The 23,736-nt window shown below is 34.9% G+C and carries 18 protein-coding genes; 5 read left to right on the forward strand and 13 right to left on the reverse strand.

All coding sequences use genetic code 11. The annotated features are described in order from the left end of the window. Positions 1-151: 151 nt before the first annotated feature. The 5 genes from NIZ91_11315 to nagE all read right to left on the reverse strand — a co-directional run bounded on the left by NIZ91_11315 (position 152) and on the right by nagE (position 4,739). Complete coding sequence (locus NIZ91_11315) at positions 152-694, reverse strand: DUF4241 domain-containing protein (GenBank protein USY53350.1); 543 nt, start codon at positions 692-694, stop codon at positions 152-154. Positions 695-799: 105 nt separating this feature from the next. Beyond that, the gene (gene bla, locus NIZ91_11320) at positions 800-1,729 is read right to left on the reverse strand and encodes a class A beta-lactamase (protein USY53351.1); all 930 of its coding nucleotides are present in this window, start codon (positions 1,727-1,729) and stop codon (positions 800-802) included. A gap of 190 nt (positions 1,730-1,919) precedes the next feature. Then, positions 1,920-2,825: an ADP-ribosylglycohydrolase family protein gene (locus NIZ91_11325; protein USY57153.1), complete on the reverse strand. Its 906-nt coding sequence runs from the start codon at positions 2,823-2,825 to the stop codon at positions 1,920-1,922. A 148-nt stretch (positions 2,826-2,973) separates the two neighbouring features. Then, positions 2,974-3,273: a hypothetical protein gene (locus NIZ91_11330; GenBank protein ID USY53352.1), complete on the reverse strand. Its 300-nt coding sequence runs from the start codon at positions 3,271-3,273 to the stop codon at positions 2,974-2,976. Between the two features lie 89 nt (positions 3,274-3,362). Next, positions 3,363-4,739, reverse strand: coding sequence for an N-acetylglucosamine-specific PTS transporter subunit IIBC (gene nagE / locus NIZ91_11335; GenBank protein USY53353.1), 1,377 nt, complete (start codon positions 4,737-4,739; stop codon positions 3,363-3,365). 196 nt (positions 4,740-4,935) lie between these two features. Between nagE and NIZ91_11340 the strand changes: the two genes are divergently transcribed. Then, on the forward strand, positions 4,936-5,232 hold the full coding sequence (locus tag NIZ91_11340) for a DUF3784 domain-containing protein (GenBank protein ID USY53354.1): 297 nt from the start codon (positions 4,936-4,938) through the stop codon (positions 5,230-5,232). Between the two features lie 96 nt (positions 5,233-5,328). Here NIZ91_11340 and NIZ91_11345 read toward each other — a convergent pair whose 3' ends face one another. From NIZ91_11345 to NIZ91_11355, 3 genes are all read right to left on the reverse strand, one after another. Further along, positions 5,329-6,360, reverse strand: a complete 1,032-nt coding sequence (locus tag NIZ91_11345) for a cyanophycinase (GenBank protein USY53355.1) — start codon at positions 6,358-6,360, stop codon at positions 5,329-5,331. A gap of 330 nt (positions 6,361-6,690) precedes the next feature. Next, positions 6,691-7,260 carry a hypothetical protein gene (locus tag NIZ91_11350; protein USY53356.1) on the reverse strand — a complete coding sequence of 190 codons (570 nt, stop codon included), beginning with the start codon at positions 7,258-7,260 and terminating at the stop codon, positions 6,691-6,693. Positions 7,261-7,380: 120 nt separating this feature from the next. Continuing rightward, the gene (locus NIZ91_11355) at positions 7,381-9,297 is read right to left on the reverse strand and encodes an endonuclease MutS2 (GenBank protein USY53357.1); all 1,917 of its coding nucleotides are present in this window, start codon (positions 9,295-9,297) and stop codon (positions 7,381-7,383) included. Positions 9,298-9,773: 476 nt separating this feature from the next. On the opposite strand from NIZ91_11355, the gene NIZ91_11360 reads away from it, so the two are divergent. From NIZ91_11360 to NIZ91_11370, 3 genes are all read left to right on the forward strand, one after another. Next, entirely contained in the window at positions 9,774-10,403 is a 630-nt protein-coding gene (locus NIZ91_11360; GenBank protein ID USY53358.1) for a hypothetical protein, read from the forward strand. A 158-nt stretch (positions 10,404-10,561) separates the two neighbouring features. Further along, the gene (gene dcm, locus NIZ91_11365) at positions 10,562-11,857 is read left to right on the forward strand and encodes a DNA (cytosine-5-)-methyltransferase (protein USY57154.1); all 1,296 of its coding nucleotides are present in this window, start codon (positions 10,562-10,564) and stop codon (positions 11,855-11,857) included. A 136-nt stretch (positions 11,858-11,993) separates the two neighbouring features. Next, a complete protein-coding gene (locus tag NIZ91_11370; protein USY53359.1) occupies positions 11,994-13,382 on the forward strand; it encodes a restriction endonuclease in 1,389 nt (462 codons plus the stop codon). A gap of 32 nt (positions 13,383-13,414) precedes the next feature. Here NIZ91_11370 and dptH read toward each other — a convergent pair whose 3' ends face one another. The 4 genes from dptH to NIZ91_11390 all read right to left on the reverse strand — a co-directional run bounded on the left by dptH (position 13,415) and on the right by NIZ91_11390 (position 22,753). Then, positions 13,415-18,628, reverse strand: coding sequence for a DNA phosphorothioation-dependent restriction protein DptH (dptH, locus tag NIZ91_11375; GenBank protein USY53360.1), 5,214 nt, complete (start codon positions 18,626-18,628; stop codon positions 13,415-13,417). Continuing rightward, the gene (gene dptG / locus NIZ91_11380; GenBank protein USY53361.1) at positions 18,609-19,994 is read right to left on the reverse strand and encodes a DNA phosphorothioation-dependent restriction protein DptG; all 1,386 of its coding nucleotides are present in this window, start codon (positions 19,992-19,994) and stop codon (positions 18,609-18,611) included. The genes dptH and dptG overlap by 20 nt, the downstream gene beginning before the upstream one ends. A gap of 3 nt (positions 19,995-19,997) precedes the next feature. Further along, positions 19,998-22,337 (reverse strand): DNA phosphorothioation-dependent restriction protein DptF, encoded by a 2,340-nt coding sequence (gene dptF, locus NIZ91_11385; GenBank protein USY53362.1) that lies wholly within the window; start codon positions 22,335-22,337, stop codon positions 19,998-20,000. Between the two features lie 182 nt (positions 22,338-22,519). Continuing rightward, complete coding sequence (locus NIZ91_11390) at positions 22,520-22,753, reverse strand: hypothetical protein (GenBank protein USY53363.1); 234 nt, start codon at positions 22,751-22,753, stop codon at positions 22,520-22,522. 240 nt (positions 22,754-22,993) lie between these two features. Here NIZ91_11390 and NIZ91_11395 point away from each other — a divergent pair, with 240 nt between their 5' ends. Then, complete coding sequence (locus NIZ91_11395) at positions 22,994-23,269, forward strand: hypothetical protein (GenBank protein ID USY57155.1); 276 nt, start codon at positions 22,994-22,996, stop codon at positions 23,267-23,269. 77 nt (positions 23,270-23,346) lie between these two features. Here the strand turns inward: NIZ91_11395 and NIZ91_11400 are convergent, their stop codons facing one another. After that, positions 23,347-23,733, reverse strand: a complete 387-nt coding sequence (locus NIZ91_11400) for a hypothetical protein (protein USY53364.1) — start codon at positions 23,731-23,733, stop codon at positions 23,347-23,349. Positions 23,734-23,736 lie beyond the last annotated feature (3 nt).

Below are 23,736 nucleotides of genomic sequence, written 5' to 3' on the forward strand. Positions count from 1 at the left end.
TATAACTGTCTAGATTAAAATTGGATTTTATTTCAATATTAATGAAAGCAGAAAGTAGGTCTTCCAAATACAAAAGTGCGTTCTCACAAGAGAGCGCACTTGAAGATTACCTTTATAAAGGTTAACACTTTTATATAAAAGCAGTTTGTTTTTATTCCTCTTCTTCATCAAACCAAAAATCTAATAATACTGCGGCTATTTCTTGATTATCATATTGAACGTAAGCTGGATAGTAACCGTCACCTATGCCGGACATCGACACAACTCCACCAGGGACGATACTAGCTTCATATTCAGAAGATGCGACTGCATCGCAGCAAGCTACATAATACGTAAGACCTTCTTCATCCATATTAATCTCATGCACATTTTCCACTTCATATGTAATTGCGTCGTCTCTTCCATAAACAGATGCATCAAATATTCCTGCCGTGGCTGAATCTACTCCAACTTCTTTTCCAGTTTCAATCCAAGTATCAGTCATTTTAAAATCAGTGTGCGTAGCTACTAATTTACTTATCGTAAAATCATCTTCATAGAAAACTGTTGCGGTCCACTCACCCCTTTTAGCAGGTTCTAATTTCCATGCAAAATCGTCGCTGTCGTCTACCGCACACTCAATTGGATAACACGGATCTGAGATGATAAGCTGAAGACTAGTCACATGAAAGCTACCTAATTTTTTACTATTCATCTTGTATTCCCCTAACTATTTATCTTACTTCTAATAAAAATGGCACTATAAAAACATAGTACCATTTTTGAGTTATCTTTTTATGAATTATTAAAAATTATTAAATTAATGGCTTTTACCTTTGAGCGCTTTCACTACTTCTTTTGTTGCTTCTGCAATAAGCTTGTCGTCATACGAAGCATCTTTTTCATTACGACTTGAAAGCACTGCAAGAACAATAGGATCACCTTTCTTTGGCCAAATGACGGCAATGTCATTACGCGTTCCATATAATCCTGCCCCTGTTTTGTCCGCTACTTCCCAATTCTTTGGTACTCCTGAACGAATCAATGCATCTCCTGTAGTATTTCGCTTCATCCAGTCAATTAAAAGCTCACGTTTTTCAACAGGAAGTGCATCTCCTAAAGTAAAAGCTTGAAGACTTGTAGCTAGCGCTTTCGCCGTACTCGTATCAGCGATTTCGCCTGGCTGTACATCATTAAGCTCCGGCTCAATTCGCACAGGATTTGTCACGTCATCTCCTAGTTCTCTAAGAGCTTTTTTAAATCCTATCGGTCCACCTATCTCTTCAAGAATAAGGTTTCCTGCTGTATTATCACTATAGCGAAGCGATGCATCAGATAGCTCTTTCAGCGTCATTCCTGCATCAACATATTTTTCTGTAATGGGGTTATAGTTCACTAAATCATCTCGCGTATATGTAATTCGTTTATCAAGGTCTTTAATGTCTTTTTGCTGCAGCAATACTCCCACAGCTAAAGCTTTGTGAGTTGAAGCATATCCAAATCGTTCATCAGGACGATATGAAATTACTTTGTTCGTACCTGTATCAAGCGCATAGACACCAAGCTTAGCGTCGTATGTATCCTCAAGCTTAGCAAGTTTTCTTTCAATTGTAGTCTCGTTTTTCATTTCAGCTGATGAGATATTTGCTCCAGAAAAGCCAATAAGCGATACGCATGAAAAAATTAAAACGGGTGCGACTGCTTTAAATTTCAAGCGATTAGAAATCCACTTCTTTAGCATCATAATCATCCAACCTTTCCCTAATTAGTCATTTTACTGATAGCTTTATGGTACCATTTCTTAGGAGTAGTCGATGTGAGATATGTATGATACTCACATGATATAAATCTGAATATTCTTTCTATTAATGGTGCTAATCCATAAAAAAACTCTTTCTTTTAATAGAAAGAGCTCTATTAATTTATAAGCTTGGACTTCTTCACTCTGCACAATGAAGGTAAAAGTGATCAAGAGTGTCCAGTATCTTCTTTTTACCTGCTAGCTGTTCAATCCACTTTGTTGGTATGCCATGCATTTCATAATACATACCTGCAAAAACTCCTGTTAAAAGAGCAACCGTATCGGTATCATTGCCAAGGTTTACAGCCATTAATACTGCATCAGCATAGTCATCAGCATGTAGCAAACACCACACCGCCGCTTCTAACGAATGCACCACATAGCCATCTGACTTGATGTCACCTCGGTGTAAATGAACAAGATCTGATTCAAGCAGCCTTGCATAATGCTGAATTTCGTTCTCATACACTGTTCCCACTATGTGTTCTTGGCAAAACTCACTTAGCATCCGATTCGCTTCAAGCGGTGTCTTATCATTGTAAAGTGCGTTCATAAACTCTAGATATAAAATACATCCCAAGGTCGATCGCGGATGACGGTGAGTCACTTCGGCTATACGTTTAATCTCACCAATTCGTTTTTTCACACTTTTTTCTTGAATGAGCGTAAAAAATAAAGGCGCAATTCGCATGAGCGCTCCGTTTCCATTGTCGTACTCAGAACTTCCTCCCCATTCTTCAAGTGGTAGTCCTTGCTTATAGCGATAAATTGCTTCATTTGTTGCAATGCCGATATCAAACATTTTGCCGTATGGGGTCCAGTATCCATTATCACGATAATGGGCAAACTTGTGCATCAACCCTACGTCATCTTCATTTTCTAGTATATTTTCAACTAAACACATCGTTAATGACGTATCATCAGACCACGTCCCAGGAGGTTGATTATATGTACCATACCCTGTCATTTCAGTAACCTTAAATGAATCTCGATTTTTGAATTCTACCGGTACTCCCAGTGCATCTCCTACAATCCCGCCTAACATCGCAGGATACAGCTTCCTTTTTAATAGTTGCTTATTATCTTCTTTACTTCCCACTGTATCAGCCCCTTATACTACCTTTTTTTTCGATCATATCATAAGTAAAAATATGCAGTCTCTTTGACTTATACTTAAAGAAGGCTCTTCTTTTTTAAGAAGAGCTTTTATGTTTCTTCTCTAAGAAGTAATAATATATATTCACCAGTGAAAAATAAACTACCGCTGAACCAAAAATAAAGGCTAAAAACTCTTTTAACTTTTTCCCTTTCAGCATTTCTTCTGTTTTTAAGTAAAGCTCCATATTTTCATTCAGTGACACTAACGTTGTGAAGATTGAAAGGAGCATTCCAGCAATAGCAAAAATCCCGTACAGATTTAGAACGCTTCTAATCGTTAGCTTCTTTTTCACTACGACTTTTACTGGTTTAGACGTTTGGAGATTTGAATTCATGACATCTCTCCTTATCGAAATGTTATATTTTACTATTTTAGCATAAATAGTAAAAAAAGGAGCTACTCCTTACGAGTAGCTCCTTCTCTTTACATCTTTTTCAACTCATTGGCTAAAAACTCAACGTCTGTGCCGACAACTATTTGAAGGTCTTGGCCACTTAGCTTTAGTACACCTTTCGCTCCCAACCTTTTTAGCTCAACTTCATTTATGATACTCGTATCTTTGACTTTTAAACGAAGGCGCGTCACACAATTATCCACTTCAAGCAAGTTTCCTCTTCCGCCAAGTGCTTCTGCGTAAGCTTTCGCAAGGTCACCGTAACTACCTGTTAACGCTCCGCTTTCTTCAAATTCTCCTTCTACTTCATCTTCACGCCCAGGTGTTTTTAGATCAAGCTTAATAATTAAATAGTAGAAAATCATAAAATACAGCAACGCATAAATGAGACCAACACCGGCTAAAAGCAGCGGCTTCTGTGCAATCCCAAAGTTTAAGAAGTAGTCAATGGCTCCCGCTGAAAACCCAAAGCCGTGATGAATATCAAGCAGGTACGTAATCGACATAGCAGAACCGGTTAAAATAGCGTGAATCACGTATAGGACCGGTGATAAAAACATAAATAAAAACTCAATTGGCTCGGTAATCCCTGTTAAGAACGAGGTAAGTGCTAAACCTATAAATACGCCCATCATTGCTTTTCGACGCTCTTTTTTCGCAGCTGCAACCATCGCAAACGCAGCCGCTGGAAGACCAAACATCATGATAGGGAAAAAGCCCGTCATAAACATTCCCGCAGAAGGATCTTTTGCCAAGAAGCGCCAGAGGTCTCCTTTTATAACTTCACCCGCAGCGTTTGTAAATTCTCCAAACTCAAACCAAACGAGCGTATTTAAAATATGATGCAATCCAAGCGGAATGAGCATGCGGTTTAAAAACCCAAATACTCCTACTCCCGCTGCACCAGCTCCAATAATCCACTCACCAATATTATCAATAAAGTGCTGAACAAAAATCCAAACATATCCAAACACAAAAGCCAACACCAGCATTACAAGTGATGTAACGATTGGTACAAAGCGCTTTCCGCCAAAGAAGCCAAGCCAGTCTGGTAATTTAATAGTATGATAGCGGTTATATAGAAGACCGGCAATGACCCCAGCGACAATTCCTCCTAGAACACCCATATTAATCTCTTCATTAATAGCTGCTGCTCCTTCTGTCAAAACAAAGTACCCGACAGCACCTGCTAACGCAGCGGCTCCGCTGCCATCTTTTGAAAACCCAATTGCAACTCCTATCGCAAACAATAAAGCCAAATGTCCGAAAACAGCGTCACCCGCTGCCGATATAAACGGTATACCTAAGAAATCATCTTGACCTAACCGGAGCAAAAGCGCAGCAGCAGGCATAATTGCAATCGGAAGCATCAACGATTTACCGATTTTTTGAAGAAAACCTAACATAACAAACACCTCTCTTTTTTAGGATATACTACATAGTTATGTAAGCGTTTTCTCTATTAGCCCATGCTGTATGCCTAGACAAGTTGTTTTTTTGCCAAATACATGAAACCTTTCAATTCTCTCTTCGTATAGTCTAGTATAAAGCTCTAAAAAAGGAGGAATTCTTATCGAAGAAGCGATTGTTCCTTTTATCATTTTGATTCCTTTTCTTATTCTCGCATTTGTTCTTTCAAAAGGAAAAGGCGGTTTTTTGATCGCCGGCTATAATACCTTACCCACTGAGAAAAAAGCGGAATACGATGAGGTGGCTCTATGTAAATTTATGGGCAAGATCATGTATGCCATTTCGTTTGGAATATTGTTGCTGGGATTAAGCGACGTGCTCGCAAATCAGCTGCTGTTCATTATCGGTATGATAGTGTTTGTTGTATCAATTGCGTTTGCACTTATTTATTTAAATACAGGCGATCGGTTTAAGAAAAGAACGACATAAGAAAACCGCTCAGATCTCTAGTCTGAGCGGGCTTTTGTGACTTCTTACTTGTCTTACTAATAAAACGGTGCGAATTTACTTTTAAATTGCCTTGTTTTAGTTTCCATAAATATTTCCTGTTGTTGACGTCAAAACCCCATTTTGAGCATTGAGTTTGTACTGAAAGCCATTACTACTTGACCAGTTAGAAAAAGAGAAGGTATCACCTGTTTTTAACTTCGTCATTTCAATATCTTTCATTGTTAATGGTGAACTTAAACTGCTTGTTGGTGCACTTGTCGTACGTCCAACATAAACGGCCGCATTTGTACTACCAGGCTGAGAAACAACTTTTGCTGAGCCATCTGCTTCCAGTAATAAAGCTGTTTGTTCATTAACAGCAATTCCTTTTGCTTGGGTTGTCCAACCATCCATTATATTACGGGCCATAAAGCCAACAAATCTCCCCATACGATCACGCTGTTCAAAGTGTGAATCTGTGATAGTGCTTGTTAAATAAGGGTTACTTAAAAAATTACGCGTAAATGTCATGTACCGATTACCTGGATTACTTAACGCTTCATCTGAGTATACCGAACCGTTTGCAGCATCGTAGACAAACTGCCCTTGAATAGCAAGTCCAGCACTCGTACCGCCTATTGGAACCTTATTAATAGAAATTAAATTGTTGAGTGTGTCTTCAAGCGGCGTATCCTTTATATAGTTTACATATAAAGACTGGTCGCCACCAGCGAAGAAAACAGCTTCTGCTTTTGATACCTTATCAAGTACAAATGAGTCAGAAGCAGCATTACGATTATTTAATACAATGGTTTCAACTGAGTTTAAGCCAGCACCGTTTTGTGCTGCTAAATCGTATAAATATTGATTGTATCCATCACTACCAGAAGCTCTTAAGACCACAAAATCTCCACCGTTGGCTTTCTTTGCCATCCACAGCATTGCTTCATCTACATCTGTTGATCCTCCCATTAAATTAACTCCGTACGTGGTTGATTTTGTAACATTTGCTGTATCTCCATAACTATAATACGTATAATTTTTTCCTGCTGCTTCAACAGATGCATGTCCAGCCAGTAACCCAATAGAAAGACCAACAGTTGTAACCATCTTTACTAATTTTTTCATTTCTTTTACACTCCCCACATTTTTAGTATTTAAGAACGTCGATTTGCGCTCATTGATAAATAATGCAAATATTATGCCAATTCAAAAAATAACAAATAATTAGCTTTTTCGTTTTTTTGCGGATTTCTTTTGGGTTTCTTTGGTTGTTTTAGGTTCATTAACAAAGTCCGTTAAGTTAAATTCTTTCTGTTTGGCAAAGCGAGGTTCTTTTTTACATAGGTCAGGAGATATTTTACATGCATCATGCTAAGTAGGGCTTTTTTATTTCAACAATCAGTTAGAAAAGAAAAAACCCGGCTCCAAAGAGCAGCGGGTTTTCATTTCGTTTAACTATGCGTATGTTTCTTTTAAACTTCTTATCAACTCCTCCTCGTTACTGTTTTCAGTAAGATGAATAATAGTCTTTGATTGATCTTTCTTCCTATAGTTATTCATGAGATTTAAAATAACCGGTTTAACATGTTGTTCAAATGTACATATTTTATCTGTTGCTCGATCTACTATCTTTCGTTTTATGTCGTTGGTTAAGTTTCCATTTAGTAAACGGCTATGCATCCTCTCCATACAAACAGACAGAGGAACATCCAAAAAAATAATTATATTTGACTCTTGAAATCGGCTCTCATAAACAGCTCGAGGGCACCATCCCTCTATAATCCAACTGTCTTTTCCCATTAACTTACCTAGTTCTCGAGAAAAATGTCTGATTTGTTGTCGCGTTGGAAAAGGTGTTGTTCTTAAAGTCTTTAACTCTTCGTCAATACTATAGAATGGAATATTTAGCTTCTTACTAAGGTTTTTACTCAGCGTCGTTTTTCCAGCACATGCATTTCCAAGGATAGAAATTTTATAAATGCTAAGCACCTCCTTAGTAATACATATTGCTTTAACCTTGTACAAATTATCTCTTTTTACAAGTTAATTCTATATGGCGATATGGTTTTGTATGTTTGGGAGATTAACCCCCTATGAACAATCTACCACTCCGCTTACATGCTCTAAAGCATTTGGACGCAGCGGTTAATCGTTAAAATTCTCTCCTTTTTGCTTTCGCATCTCCTTTTCAACTTTCTTTAATGCCTTTTTCGAACCACGCTCAAAGTCGTGCTGCATCTTTCGCTCTTGATGCGAAACAAAAAGTGAGTTTAGGTCGTAACCAGGTGGATACAGTTCGCTTGCTGGCAATTCGAGCTCAATGCGTTTAGTGTTTATTTCTTTAAACGCTCCATTATAGAACACGGTCACATTATTGTAGCTATCTCTTTTTTTATAAATAAGAGCAGATTCTTTCTCATCTAACAGCGTTACTTTATCACCTATTTCATAGTCATACAGCTTTTCTTTCTGTTGTTCCACTACTTTTGGCTTTCGTTTCTTGTTTTCATCGACAAGCGTGAAGTTGTATTCTTTATGTGCCATGTACGCTTTTGCTCGCTCAATGACTGCGTCACTCACATTCATTTTTTTCGAAATCCAAAGCGCATTGCTCTCACCTGATGCTCCAATGACTAGCTGATAAAGTGGCTCTAACGTTTCGCTGTTAAACTTCATGGCCGCGTTCATAAAGTCAGGATGCATTTCAGAGAATCGCTTAATCTCTCCGTAGTGCGTCGTTGCAACGGTCATGCATCCTTTATGGTAAAACTCTTCAATGATTGAAATGGCAAGAGCTGCACCTTCGTTTGGTTCTGTACCGCTCCCAATTTCATCAAATAAAAGCAGCGTCCGGTGATTTGCACTTGCTAAAATGTCCGCCATGTTTTTCATATGAGATGAAAATGTACTTAGCGCGTTTTCAATACTTTGGTGGTCACCGATATCGACAAAAATTCGTTCAAATAAAGAAACTTCTGTTCCTTTTCCCACCGCAATATGAAATCCTGACATCGCAGCAAGCGTAAGCAGTCCAATCGTTTTTAATACAACGGTCTTCCCACCGGCGTTTGGTCCTGTAATAATGAGCCCTCGATATTCTTCACCTATTGTAAAGTTCAAAGGTACAACATTTCCTTTTAAAAGCGGATGTTTTCCATCTACTATGCTGATATAACCGTGATCATTTAATCCAGGCTCAACCCCGCTGATGCTGCGGCTATACTTTCCTTTGGCGAATACCATGTCATACTGCGCAATAAGCTCAACGTTGATTTTAATGGCAGGAAGCTGTTCCATTACCAGACCTGAGAGCGTCGCAAGCACTTGGTACTCTTCTACAGATTCCTCTACCTTTAACGTCGCAAGCTCGTTGTTTAATTTTGCAACGACGGTTGGCTCCATAAAGACCGTTGTTCCTTTTGATGAGACTTCAATAATTGTTCCCTGCACGTGCTTTTTATAAGAAGCTTTTATAGGAATTGTGTAGCGATCATCTTTTTTACTCACAAAAAATTCTTGGATATAGTCTTTGTTCGCACCGCTTCGCAAAAATTTCGCTAAGCGTTCTTGAATGGTTGCTTCTGTTGATTCAATATGGCGACGAATTCGCTTTAACTCTTTACTCGCTTCTGAATCCACTCGATTGCCTTTAATCGCTGCGTTAATTTCTTCTTCAATAGTCCGAAACTCCGTCATGGACTTCGCATACGACGACAGCATCGGGGCAAAGAATTCTTTTTCAAGCATAAACGTCTTCACTCGGCGACACCCTCGTAAAAAGTCAGACACCTCAAGTAAATCACTCGCTTCTAAAAGCATGCCTTTTTCAGCTTTTGTCATAATATGCTTAATTGCTGAGATTCCCATTAAAGGTACGTGGCTTTCTGCATCTAATAATCTTCTTGCTTCTGTCGTTTCACGCAGGCGCGTTTTGACAACGTTAAGAGATGCGCTTGGCTGTAAGCGATCAAGCAAATCCTTTCCTAAATCGCTAACGCAATAAGATTTCACAAGTTCCTTTAACTCACGATATTGCAATGTTTCAAATGTCATTTCATTCATCTTTTTTACTCCTCACTATGATGGTGTTCATAATGAAGATACCTACTCAATGAGAAGCCAATGAGCAACATATAATACTAAAAATAAACAAAAAAGCTGCAGAATCAGTTAGATCCCACAGCTTTCGCACGTATACAAGGCATAAATGTATCACCAAACAAACGCAATTGCTTGCGGTGGATACGCTTTGTATGGGGTGTAGGTATCTTCATAGGCGTCTAAATGAATTCAACACAAACTAAAGGTTACGCATTTTTCTTTTAAAAACGCACCTTCGTCTCGTGTATTCATTTAGCTAAATTAATCCTATTTCGATACTACCCCGCTCATAAAAGCACCTCGTCTAGTTTTGACTTCGTCTCATTGACGTTTTCATTGTTGCTATTATCATATTATATTTGTCTTTTCATGTAAATAGGCAGCTGCCCTTTTTTATCCATGATATGATGGGGTAAACGAAAAAAGGAACTGATACCATGCCCAAAACAATCGCTTGCTTACATGCACACCACTCAAACATCGAAGTCATTGAAAAAATGCTTAGCTCCCATCAAGCTGAACTCATTCATTTCGTCGAACCCGGATTCGACCGACAAAAAGCTGATGCTCACTTTAAACCAGAATTTATTCAAAGTAAGCTCGCCAATACAATGAGATGGATTTCTTCTTGTCACGTGGATGCTATTTTAGTCACATGCACCTTTTTCACAGCCCACCTACCGCTAATGGATTTCTCAGTTCCCATTATTAAAATTGACGAACTATTATTTTCACAGCTAAAAGCTGAAAAAAAGCCTGTTATTCTTGCCTTTACTAATCCTCAAACAGTTGACGGTACCATGCAAGCATTAGCTAAATTTGACTCTTCTATAGAAGCTAAGTCTCATCTACTTCCTAATACTTTTCATCTGATTATGAACGGGAAAAAACGAGAGTATCTAGATGCTGTGTATCAAGGTTTAGCGGCGCTAACAAAAGCGTATCCAGACCACGTAATTTATGCTGCGCAGCTGTCGATGGCAGATGCTGCGGTGGTTGCAAGAGAAGTTGACGGGGTTGAGGTTGGGCATTATGGGGAATTGGTTGGGAAAGGGCTAACAGAATAATTCAAATTAGCTTGAGTTGAGTTAATTTCCTTTTCTCTTCCATATTATATAATTAAAAAATTAATACTATTGGTTCTTTCCTATTGATCTTTCTAGCAATTTTTATTATAATAGAAGTTAAGTTTTATTCTAAACCGAAAGGATGTTCTTATTTGGTAATGAAAGATATTAAAGTAGCTGAACTGTTTGCCGGTGTTGGCGGATTTCGTTTAGGCTTAGAAAACGCAGGAGGTTTTGATGTTAGTTGGATGAATCAATGGGAGCCATCCACTAAAAGTCAGCATGCGTTTAACTGCTATATAGAAAACTTTGGAGATGACTCATCTCATGTAAATGAGGACATCGCGCAAGTATGGAAAGACATCACAGATCACGATTTACTAGTTGGTGGTTTCCCTTGTCAAGACTATTCGGTTGCACGTTCCTTATCTGGTGAAAAAGGTATTCAAGGTAAAAAAGGGGTTTTGTTCTGGGAAATCATGAACATCATCCAATATAAAAAGCCAAAATACGTTCTTTTAGAAAATGTAGATAGATTGTTAAAATCACCCTCTAAACAACGTGGAAGAGACTTCTCTATAATGCTAACAGCATTTCGTGATGCTGGCTATTACGTTGAGTGGCGTGTAATTAATGCAGCTGATTATGGTTTTGCTCAGCGTAGACGCAGAGTTTTTATCTTTGCTTACACAGTTGAAACTGAATTTGCTACACAGCAAGCTAAATTAGATGAAAAAGATATTCTTCATAAAAAGGGGTTCTTTGCTCCTTCATTTAAAGTTGAGAAAGAACCTTCACTAAAACATAAAGATAAATTTGTTACGTTACCACGTGATATCGTCGATGTCTCGGATGAGTTTAGCGAAAATTATCGAAATGCAGGTATTATGCGTGATGGTAAAGTTTATACAGCTGAACTAATTCCTCTGACAAAATCGTCAAAAACTTTGGGTGAAGTAGTTGAAGAAATTTATCAAGAACTTGGTCCAGTAGATGAGAGATTTTACCTTGATGAATCGAAGATTAATAAAAAAGGACGCACTGAACTAGAAGAATTAAAATACCTTAAAGGTCCGAAAAAAATTGAGAGAATTGCACAAACAGGCCATAAATATACTTATTCAGAAGGTGGAATGTCCTTTCCAGACCCCCTTACGCTGCCAGGAAGAACAATGCTAACTAGTGAAGGTACTTCTAACCGCAGTTCACACGTTATTCAAGATCCTTATACTAAACGCCTTCGTTATTTATCGCCAGAAGAGTGCGAACGATTAAATGACTTTCCTGCAAAGTGGACTGAAACAGGGATGCCTTTAAGAACTCGATATTTTTGTATGGGAAATGCTTTAGTTGTAGGACTAGTAGCATTAATGGGTGAAAGAATTAAAGAGGTTTACAATCTAGATATGGAAAAATTTCACGAACAAGGTTTTGAACAACCAACAATGTTATAAGAAAAAGGCTTCTACGGGTAATGTAGAAGCCTTTTTCTTATATTATTCACCAATTCTAGCAATATATACCTTGATATATTATAATTACACTATATCCTTTAATTGTAAAAACATAAATAATATAAGGAGTTAAGTAATGGAATATCTAACAACTGATGAAGTAATGTTGAAAGCAAAAGAAGCTGAAGGAAAAACATTTAAAGAGATAGACTCTTATAATCGACTCTCTAACAAAAATTCTAAGGGGAGCTTTGGTCAAGTTATTGAAGAGAGCCTATTTGGCTATAAGATTAATTCCGATGCTCGACCAGACTTTGAACATTTAAACTTAGAACTTAAAGTGACCCCTTTTAAGAAAAACAAAAATAAAACATTCTCTGCAAAAGAAAGATTGGTACTTAATATTATTAATTACTTGGAAGAAGTTAAGTACACGTTTGAAACATCAAGCTTTTGGAAAAAAAATCAAAACCTTTTACTAATGTTTTACGAATGGATTCCAGGTATAGAACGCGAAGATTTAAAGCTGTTTAAAAGTATTTTATTTACTTTTCCAGAAGCGGATTTAGAAATTATTAAACAAGATTGGCACACGATAGTTAATAAAGTTAAGGCAGGAAAAGCTCATGAACTATCTGAAGGAGATACAAATTATCTCGGTGCTTGCTCTAAAGGAGCTAATAAAAATTCTTTGCGGGAACAACCTAACTCTTCTCTACGTGCTATGCAACGAGCTTTTTCTTTAAAACAATCTTATATGACTGCTCTAGTAAGAAAATATTTACATAACGATCAATTAGTTAGTTTTACCTCGGCTAACGAGTTAAAAAAGAAATCATTAGAAGAAATTTTAGCTGATAGGTTTGCACCATACAAGGGACTAACACCCAAGGAAATAGCTGCACGTTTGAATGTTAATTGTAATCCTCGAGCTAAAAGTTTTATCCCTCAAGTCATTAGTGCATTACTGGGTATTAAAGGAACAAAATTAGATGGAGTTGAAGAGTTCTCAAAAGCAAATATTCAGTTTAAAACAGTTAGACTAAAACCTACTGGCGTTCCTAAAGAAAGTATGTCTTTTAAAAATATAGACTTCAATGCTTGGGCTACAGAAAGTTGGGAGGAAAGTGAGCTTCGACAGACTTTCTACGATACGAAGTTTTTATTCGTTGTATTTCAATATAAAGAAACTGAAAAAGATAATCCAAACCGTGAAGCATACTTTAAAGGTATTAAACTTTGGAATATGCCTGTTAATACAATTGAAACTAAGATGAAACAGTTATGGCAAGAAGTAAATACCATTCTTCAAAACGGTGTTGTTATTCAAGAAAAGCCTTACGGTAAATCATCTAGAATACATAATAACTTCCCTAAAAAAGACTTTAACGGTGTAAGCCATATTCGCCCTAAAGCTCAAAATGGCAATGATAAAGTAACATTACCGGACGGTCAAAAAATTACAAAACAATGCTATTGGTTAAATGATACTTATATTGCTTCTCTGCTTAAAGATTTATATTAAAAAAGTAGCGGCTCATACACCGCTACTTTTTATTAATTCAACCTACTGTTTAAACTACTTATATTAATTACTACAGGCTGCGCTTGTTTTAACGTGCCATCCGGTTGTAACATAGGACCGGATACTACACACTGCCCCTTTTTTAAGGTGGCTAGTTTCTTTTCCCACTCTTTGCGAACTGCACTATCTTGAGAAAGATTTGATGCAATTGCACTAATTTCGTTTTCTGGTGGCATAAAATAGATTTTTTGACTTGCATTTTGCAACCTTGAAATTTCGTCTGTACTAAATTGACCTCTTAGAGATTGGGTAGCATACCATCCAGACCAACCAAACTTTCGCCCTTCTGTTAATATTTTAGCACTTGGCGAATATTCACGATGATCTAAATTTTGAGCTTCGTCTAAAATAACAGGTAATGGTCTACTTTTATCGCCATGATTTAGTTGATGATTCCACATATCCCATAGAATAAATTCTGTAATCATCATTTGTACCTCTCTGTTATAACCTGTTAATTGAACAATAAATACCTTCCCTTTATCACCTAATAGCTCACTCCAATTATAAGTTTCCTTACTATTAAAAGGATTTTTGTCAATTAAAGGTTTAATTTGAGAGCGTGCAGTTTTAGCAGGACCTGACCCATCTTCTTCTAGTTCCGTTATTAATCGTTCTAGGTTCATCTCGTCTTGGTACTTATCTAAACCACTTAATACAGCTTCATAAATGGCATTTTGTTGCTGAATTCCTAAGTCTCTATAAATAGATGAAAATACCGCTTTAATTCTTTCTGCTATATCTGTATTATCTTCATCAATATAAAGATCTTCATCTAACTCTTTTTGATTACGCTTAAAAGGATTAATTGGAAAGCCGTCTCTAACTACGAAGAACTGCTCTAGTTTGTCCCCTAACTTTTCTTTAAACTCTGGTTCAAGCTTAGAGTTTTTGAATCCATCTGTGTAATCAAAAATGATATTAGAAATACCACTCTGAGCGAGCTCTAGCAATAAACACTGTATAAAATAACTTTTTCCTTGTCCAGATTTCCCTGAAATTAAAATATGACGGTTAGCTAATTCAGTGTGGCCGTATTCCCAATAAACATCTTTAGTCGAACCTTCAACAGTTCCTAGCAAAACTCGAATATCTTTTAACTCTTTTTGTACATTTACAGCCGGTGTTAAATCTTCTACTTGATTATTATTAGTTTCTGTAACACTATTAATCGTTTCCATTTTCGCCTCAGTATCTATATCCTCTATTACAGAAACAGCTCTTTTATTATCAGCTATTGTTGATTCATTCTTTTCTGCTACAATTATGTGTGGTTTAACATTACTAGAGTATTCAAAGTTAACAACAGATTTAGAAGCCTTATAATTATAAGCTAGTAAATTCTCCACTCTAATGTCTGTTTTTCCATTTATAATATTTTCTTTTAATATTTGAATCTCTGTCATTACTCCTTGGTAACCATCTTCTTCAGTGAGATCAACAAGTAAAATATCTTCTTCAAGCTTAACAGATCTCCATGTTTGCTCTTTTTTAAATGACAATACAGCACCTTTACCAATCCAATGGTTAATTTCATTGCTAAATTCATATTTATCATTTAAAAGTCTTTCTTTTAACTCTTCTACTTTTTCATAGTTTTTCTCTGGCCAAATCTTGCTTGAAATAAATTTTTGAGCATTTGCAATTAATAATTGCACAAAGAAGTTTCTAAAAAACTTGTTTTTAAATAGAAATTCACCATCTTCATCTACTTTTGAAAGCTGCGTACTAAAGAGTTTATGTGTTTTATTGATTTGTTCTTTAGCTTTAGCAATAGTTGAATCTTGATTATAACCAATCTTTACTTCAACTGGATAATAGTGAACATATATTTCATTATTATCAGTTTCTATTCCAATTAACAATAAGTCATCACTATGCATTCCTTTAACATTTAAGTTTTTAGCAGAAAAGACACCTTCACTTTTGGTTAGTTTAACAACCCCTGCTATTCGCAATATTTCTTCTAGAGAGATTGGAATCCAAAGGATTTTTTCGTGATCGAGTGTACTAATTATATACTTGATAGCTGATATAATACTTAACTTTTCTCGAGAAAATTGACCTTTACTTCCAATGATTCGAAGTAGCCATTCTCCATTTAAGCTGTTAAAACTATGAATAGCTGTCTCAATTTGTTTATCATTAATAGAAAGCTCTTTTCCTGCTAAGTACTGTTCAATAATCAATTTATATTGAGATGACTTATCTGTAACAGTTATAGCATCATATTGTGTAGAAGATGAATATTGATCACTATAATGAATGACTAATAAATTTCTTGATGCAGTTTGAAAGAAATTTAAATCAACGTTTGGCTCGATAAATGTTACCCAATAAGAAGCATCATAAAGCTTCTCAAGTATTTGTTCGTCATAATTAGCCGTTCTTGTGACAATCGTTTCATTCTTTCGGTAAGGATTCGTTCCCCCACTTTCTAAATTACTAGCTAATTCATTTAAATATTTTGATACTTGCATTAAGGAATTTGGGTTATCTTTTTTACCCTTTAAACCAAACCCTGTACGGTAATCATTAGTGGTTTTAAGAAATGATAAAGAAGATAATAAGCCATCCAATGAAGTTCCTGATTCAATTTCCTCCATCGCATTCCGAGCTGGAAGATCATTGGATTTCATTTTATAAAATGAAATGTGTGCATACCCATACTCTGAATGCTTTAATGGACGATAATACAAAATATTTTCACGTATAAAACGTAACACATCAGATGCATCCAGCTTTTTTGTTGCTAAAGAAATACCAAATACTTCTTCAAACTCCTCAACCGTTTCTAAATCAGAGAATCTCTCAAACGAGCTTATGATGTTACGCTCCATATATAATGCAACCTCAATTGGTACAATATCAGCAGGGCCTCTTTTATCAAGCTGCTTCTTAATAAAGTTAATTAAACCTTTTACCACTTCTTCATCATTGTTAACGTTAATTACATTAATTTGAATTGGTGACTTCGATTGCTTGATAAATAGATATTGAAAGTGTTCAATAAACTGAGTAAGCTTTTCTTCTATGACATTTGATAAAAATGCATTAGATTCACCAATTGTTACTTGATTATACGGTTCATAAATAATCCATTCAGGTGCATCTTTTTGTGTAATCGGTCGATACAGCTCTGAGCCTTCACCATAGATATAAGGTAAAAGATTATTAGGGTGTAGTCTGTCTAATATATGCATATCTACTTGCTGATTTTTCAGTTCGTCTTGGATTTGAAGTTGATATGCAACATTTAGTGGGTGCAATGGTGTAAACAAAATTTTATTTTGTTCATAAATACTTCCTAGCTTAAAAATACTTTTTTGCTCTTCTGCTAAAATAGTATTTTCGGGTATTTCAGCAACTGCACTAATAAATGCTCTTACGTACTCAACTGATAGTGAATGCAGTGTAGAATCCATATGTGATAAACTTGGAAGCTGTTTCTTAGACTTATAGTAACTAAGCAAATTTTCGTATGCTGTTAGAACTTCTTGCTGAAGTTTTAAATTTTGCTTTTCTAACCCAGTAACTTCTCTCTTAGCATAAAGACAACCTTTTTCTATCCATGCAATCTCATCTAGTAGAAAGTCCTTAAAATCTTCGCGCGCTGAGAATTCTCGAGTACTTTGCTTTAACTTGTTTGTTTCTGAATTATATTCAAAAGATGCTTGATGTTCTCTTTTTAATTTCCATACTCTGTTACCTGTAATTGGCGTTACTCTCATGCCTTCTTCTTTTACAATGATTCGAAGATTTATTGTAGGAGTATGAATAGAAAATTTAAGCGTATCATCCTCCCAAGCTAAAGAACTAGATGAAATCTTAAAGGTATTCGTTTTAGGCTGAATATGCTCATTTTCTTCTTCAACAAATATTTCTTCTATCTCATCGCTTTCATTACCGAAAATAATATCTTCGTCTTTTTTATTTAGAATTAATGCTTGAGATCGGACGTTCACTTCATAGATTGTTTGAATAGAATGCAGAAAACTTGGCTCACAATCTACGATAGTAATATTGAATTCATACTTTGATCTAGATTCATTATTGTGTGTATATACTATTTGATAAAAATCAGTCAAATTCTCTTCAGAAGGTAGTGCAACCATTAGTTTCTTTCCTGATACACTACAGAATTTTTCTGATTTTTTATGTATATATTCTTTTTTTAATCTATCACTAAATTCAAATGTTAAATTTACTTGGCTTTCTCTTTTAGGGTTGAAAATAATGATATGTCGCTTTCTCTCTCCTGCTTTTGTTTCCTTATGGGGCTTTTCCCAATATGTTAAGTGCTCTTTAGTTTGCTTTTTAGAAGACTCTATGTACATTAAAGATGTTCGTACTTTAATTTCATCGTTCCACGACTTCACTTTTCCGTACTCTTCTTCTTGCCAATTATCTTTCTTTAAAGCCTGTACACCTTTTTCAGAAAAATTTCTTTCTAATTGGCTATCTAAATTTTCATATTCATGAATATGTTGTACTTTTTCAAATAAGCCATAATTTTCTTCAAGTCTTTTTTTTATTTGACTTGGTGTATATTGATCTAATGTTGCATCATAAAATAGTCCCAAACGAGCGTATTCATCAACTTGAATATGACCTTCATTTAGAAACCCAAGAACTTCTTCATAATCCCATAAAGATGAATGAACAAAAGCTTCATCTAACTTTTTTGATAGATGAAAGCTTAACACTTCTTTATCTACTTTTTTTAATTCGTTAGATGATTCTATTCTTTCTTTTAAAGTCATTAAAATCGTTTTTACATTAAACGGCATTCCTTCTTTTTGTAAATCACTACTGCCGCCCCGAATACTATCTAAAGTTTCATGACAAATACTTAATAAAGCTGTATTAGCCCAAACACCTTTTTGTTCTCCTACCTGATTTCTAAGAGTTACAAGAAAATCGGGAGTAACCTTCTCCGTAGTAGCTGCTACTACAACATTCATTCCATCTGAAAGCTTAATTGAAAAAGTATTATAGAGGGAACCTTGCTCATGTTTATATTGAAATTGCTGAGCGAAGTCACTTTCACTTAATATTTTATAAAATTCTTGAACTTGGTTCGTATTATCAAATTGTAAGTAAAAACGATCTCCTCGTTTAAAAGGCGTATTCCTTAAGTATTGAATTAATTCATCTGAAAGATATTTATAAAATTGGTTTAACATATTGTGCATCACCGCTATCACTTTTTTTATCTAATAAATTAAGTTTATCTAGTAGTTTGACTGCCTCTTCTTTTGAGTATCGGTCAAAGTACATACCTCTATTTTCTAAATCAATAAATAATTGATTTAAAGACTTTCTTTCATTTTTCAAACAAACAGCCGTTAATAATAAGAACAAGTCTTGCGAAACATTTAGCATATAGCCTAAAGAGCCTCGTGTTTTCAAAAAGAATTTTTTCCCAATCTCTTCAATCGATAATGAATAGCGATTTCTAGGCCCTTGCATACTTGGCTTTTGGTATGCTTCTTCAATACTAGAATACAGTAAATCAACCAATGAAGAATAAGTACCTTCACTACATATTTCTATCTCTGGTAGGGAAGAGTGAACTCGATATTCTATAATCCACTGTTTTAACAATTCTAGAAAACTCTGACTCTCTTCTTCTGATAACGCCTCATGCTTATCTAATAGTTCTGGGTACACTGTAGAATCTTCCAGCCCCATGAGCGTGTTTAAATGTTCTAATGTATTGACGTGAATCAATAGATTACGGGCAGCGTCCTTGACTAACTGATAACCGTACCCATAGCCTTTTCTACTTTTGCTAGTAGCTTCCCAATCTAAAGTAAAATATACTTCATTGTTATTGGTAAAGTTAGCCTTACTTTGCTGAGCTAACTTTATTGATAATTGAGAAATATAAATAAAATAGTAATAGCTTAAGAGTAATTCGTAATGTGTTTTAAAGTAATCTTCGTATCTAGATAAAAATAAAAAATCATCTTGAAAGTATCTAGATAAATAAGGAAGCTTACTTCCGTATTTTTTTTGTACATCTATTTGGCTTAAGCCATTTAATTTATCTAAAATAAGCTTTGAAATTAAATCATGTGATAACTGCTTTTCAAAGATTTTTTGAAATTCTGTACTATCTTCGATTAACACATCTGCTAAAAACTTACCAATCTCTTGTTCACCTTTCATTTCAGGTCCATCACTTAATGATAAATACTGAAATAAATGAGGGTGAAACACTTTTATCTTTCCATTCTTATGCTGCAAGACCATATTTAAAATTTGGACGAGATATGCTTGATCTTCTTTATTTACATTCACCATGTTGCTTATTTCATCGATTAAATCATCTATTTCCAAGCTTCCTTCAAAAGTATTTTCACATATATTGCGCGTAAACTCTCCCAATACTCCTTCAAAACCTCTTCTAAACTTTGGCCTTTCTGTTCCTCTTGTTACAAAAGGAAACAGCTTAGCTTTTCGATTAATTGTATGTTTTAAACCGATTTTTTCCTCTTTTATAGATAATGAATTTTTCAACTCTTGTAAGTTACTTTGTTCAACCATTTTTTATTCCCTTCTAAATGTGAATTCCTCATAATCTTCATCATAACTTAATTTAAATTGCAGGCCTTCTTGTGCACTAACAAACATTAATTCATTCTTTCTCTCGCCATGCTGCATTACTTTTTCAATGAATTCAACAAATTGAATACAATCTTCTTTATCTTTTTTATTAGGTCGATAGCCTTTAGATAAATTCACCATCATTTGATATAACGGGTAGTCAACTTCTATAAAAATAGGGTTCTCTTTGTTTTGATCACCATAAGCTAACAACATTGTTAAATAAAAGCGACTTAACACTTCTTCATTATTTACTTTTAAGTGTTTAAAATGAGGATGAATCTTTAACTTTTGAGCAACCTGTATATTTTGATTAGATTTATCAATATAAACATAACCATCTTTAGGCTTCCCATTCCATAAGAAAATAGAATCTTTTAATAAGTCATACAACTCTCTTAGTCCACTGCGATTTCCTTTATTAAAATAATATAGAAATACCAGATAGCTTGTGTAGTTCGAATCCTTTGGCGTTAATTCCTGATTTTTAGGTACAAACAATAAAAATCTAATTAAAGTCCGGTTAAGCAACTGTGCTGAAGCATTACTTAACTCTTGAAAACTTCCTAAAACCCCAGCCTCTTCATTCCATGCTGCTACTTCTGTTAAATCTAGATATTCGTTAAAAGTCTCTTTAATATTCATTGAATTATTTAATTCTATTAAGATTTGATCAAACGTATTTAAACGTTTATGGATAGGATCAAGTTGAGTAATAGCCGCTAACAACGTTGAACGATCTTTACCGTCGAAAATTAAGTTCGGTAATAATCTTTCTGTCTTCTCAAGAGTATCAGCATTAAAATAATCCGTATTTTTATCTGCTGGAACTAAAATATCATGAACAAAGTTAAGCAAGGCACGAGTTGAAATAATTATCTTTTGTTTAATAATTACTTCTATTAGAAGGCTAACAATACGTTCACGTACTTTAGAATTCATAAGCAGCTCATAATTATCAATAAAAAATCCACTTATTTTATTTTGCTTATCTTTTTTATATGCTTGATAAAATGGATTATCGTCAGAATTCCTCACAATTCTTTCTAATAGTGCTGAGTAATAAGATGATACAGGACCTTTTTCAGTTAGTTCAAATGGTTGATAATCACTAAAACTTATTAACTCAAAATATTCGTGATTTCGGTTCTCTGTTAATATAGAGTCTTCAAAAACTTTACAATCATGAATAAATTGAGATAGCTTATTAAAGTTTTCTTTTGCATATTTTGACTCAATAAAGTTATGAAGTACACCTAGATTAATTGCTAAGACAAGATTTTCTTGTGAACCATTTATATTCTCATCGTTAAAAGGCTTTAAAACTTCAGCTAATGTGTCCAATGAATTTTTCTCAGGGTCAAAACTCTCAGTCGCATCATTATGAATAATGAGTTTGCTCAGTAATTCAGGGTGTTTATGTTTCATATAAGCTAGTAAATGCGACTTGCCATCTCCAACACTACCACATAAAAAAATTAACTTTGATTGACTAGTTTCACCAGAGGAACGTAACACTTTTTCTAAGTCATCTTCAATAGAACGCTTAACATGTAAATATTCTTTAAACGTGCTAAATTGATTGGAATTTTCAATAGCCTCTTGAGAAGATTCTTGTAACTTTGAGAGCTGAGTTAGAAGGTAACTTTCTCCTTCTTCAAGAGTAAAATCAAAGTCTAATGTACTACTTTTATTTTCTGCTTCTATTTTAGAAATCTTTTGATTAATCTCTACTTTTTCAGGAGTTTCTACAGCTGCAGCAGTAGCCTTTTGTGTTTCAAACCATGATGAAAATTTCTCTTCTAAACTAGATGTTAATCTCTCTTCTAATTTATGTACAATGTCGTCATTTGCTTTAGCTTGCGGTTGTGGAATTTTATATTTAGGTGCACGAAATGAATAGTCACCATAAACTTCCATAAACCAAACGGATACATCAAATAGCCTTCTATGCATTTTAAATGCTTTTTCTAAATCATATTCAATATAAGCATGTGATGCTTTATTTCCTAAATGCCTTATTGCATCAAAAGACCGAGCAATATCTTTAGTTAAAACCTCTTCTTTTTCTAAGTATTGAATTCGATCCACTAACCTTAAATGCTTCATACTATTTATGTCATCGTGTTGATTACCTATCTCTTCTAACAGTTCTTCAGAAAACACTCGACCTTTCATCAATACAGCTTGAGGATCTTGATAAAATATATTTTCAATTTCTTCACAGATGTTTGCTAACTTAGGAAATTTATCTGCCAGAAATACAAAGTTATTTGTTTCCAATTCATGACCACCTTTAAAACTAAGCAATATATACTAATCTACACTCTGTAGACTATTTCACTACTAATATTATAACTTATCTTTTTACACGATCCTAGGAAAAAAGGAACATTTCTGGAATAAGAATAAACCCCTTAATATTATCCAATTCTTTTTTCTATTAATAAAAAAAGGAAGATATTTCAATCTCCCTTAATCGTAAACCGTTCTCTCTTCTTCCCACTCTGCTGATCAAACTTTGCCTTCAGCGCTGCAAGCTCCGTATCTAATGTTTTCATAATGGTCGCAACTTCTTGGTCCGTGTATTCGTAGTTATTTCTGTTTGCACAGTTTCCAAGCAGCTCCATTAAAGCAATAATTTTGTTTGTTCTAGCTTCCGCTACGCGGATGAAGCGCTCGCTTTTTGTCTCTTTCATTGATATTCTCCTACCTAACTTTTTATCTATTTATTTACTTACCATTTAATATACGGAATGGAATAATTATACTCAAGACTCAACTACTACATTTCACGTATAAATTAATGTATTTCATTTCTTTTTTTGTATTATATCGGAACATTTTCAAGGCTTTTGAATCAATTATTTTGATAAGTATTACATCTCTTTTAAAACTCCAGGATTAGTTCATGTTATGATGGATATAGTTTACGTATGATGAAGCATGAGTTAAAAGAAATTATTAAAGAATGTAATTTGTTAGTTAAAGCTGAACGCTTTGATGAATTAATGGAGTACTATACTGAGAATACTATTTTAGCAATCAAGCCGGGAAAGATAGATCGTGGAAAAGAGGGAATTAAGCGGGCATTCATTAAAATTGCTCAGCACTACAACCATACAATTGTTCCAAAAAAATCAAGATGTAACTGGCTATGCATCATTGATAACTCATACGGAACATCATTAATTGGAAGTGAAGAGAAATTTTAATACTTATGTTTACCATAAAAATCCCGCTATCAACTTTATGTTAATAGCGGGATTTTCAACTTCTCTACTACTCTTCATTACTTATAAGGTGGACCTTTCGGCACGTTCCCAAAAGGTGAAGTAGAATACATCATTTCTCTGTATGTAATCATCATGCTTTGGCTTTTTATTGCATCGACTTGTTCATTGTAAGATGAAACAAGCTTTTCAATTTCTTCTTCTACCGTTTCTAAAAGCGCAATGCTTTTTGTTTTTTGTTCCTTTGCTTCTTCTACAATCGCGTTTATTACTTTACCTTTGCTATCGTCTTCCACTACAATTTTCTGGATTTTCTTTTCCAATGCGTCGTCAATAGCGGCAATTTTATCCGTGAGCTCTGTAAATTGTTGGGTTCTATCCGTCAAGTCTTCTTGCGGCGAGACGCGCTCAAACATAAACGCTGTTTTGCTTTCAGTTCCTTCCATCTG

The sequence above is a fragment of the Bacillus sp. 1780r2a1 genome, assembly GCA_024134725.1.
In the GTDB taxonomy this organism is placed as follows: Bacteria; Bacillota; Bacilli; order Bacillales; family Bacillaceae_H; genus Priestia; species Priestia aryabhattai_A.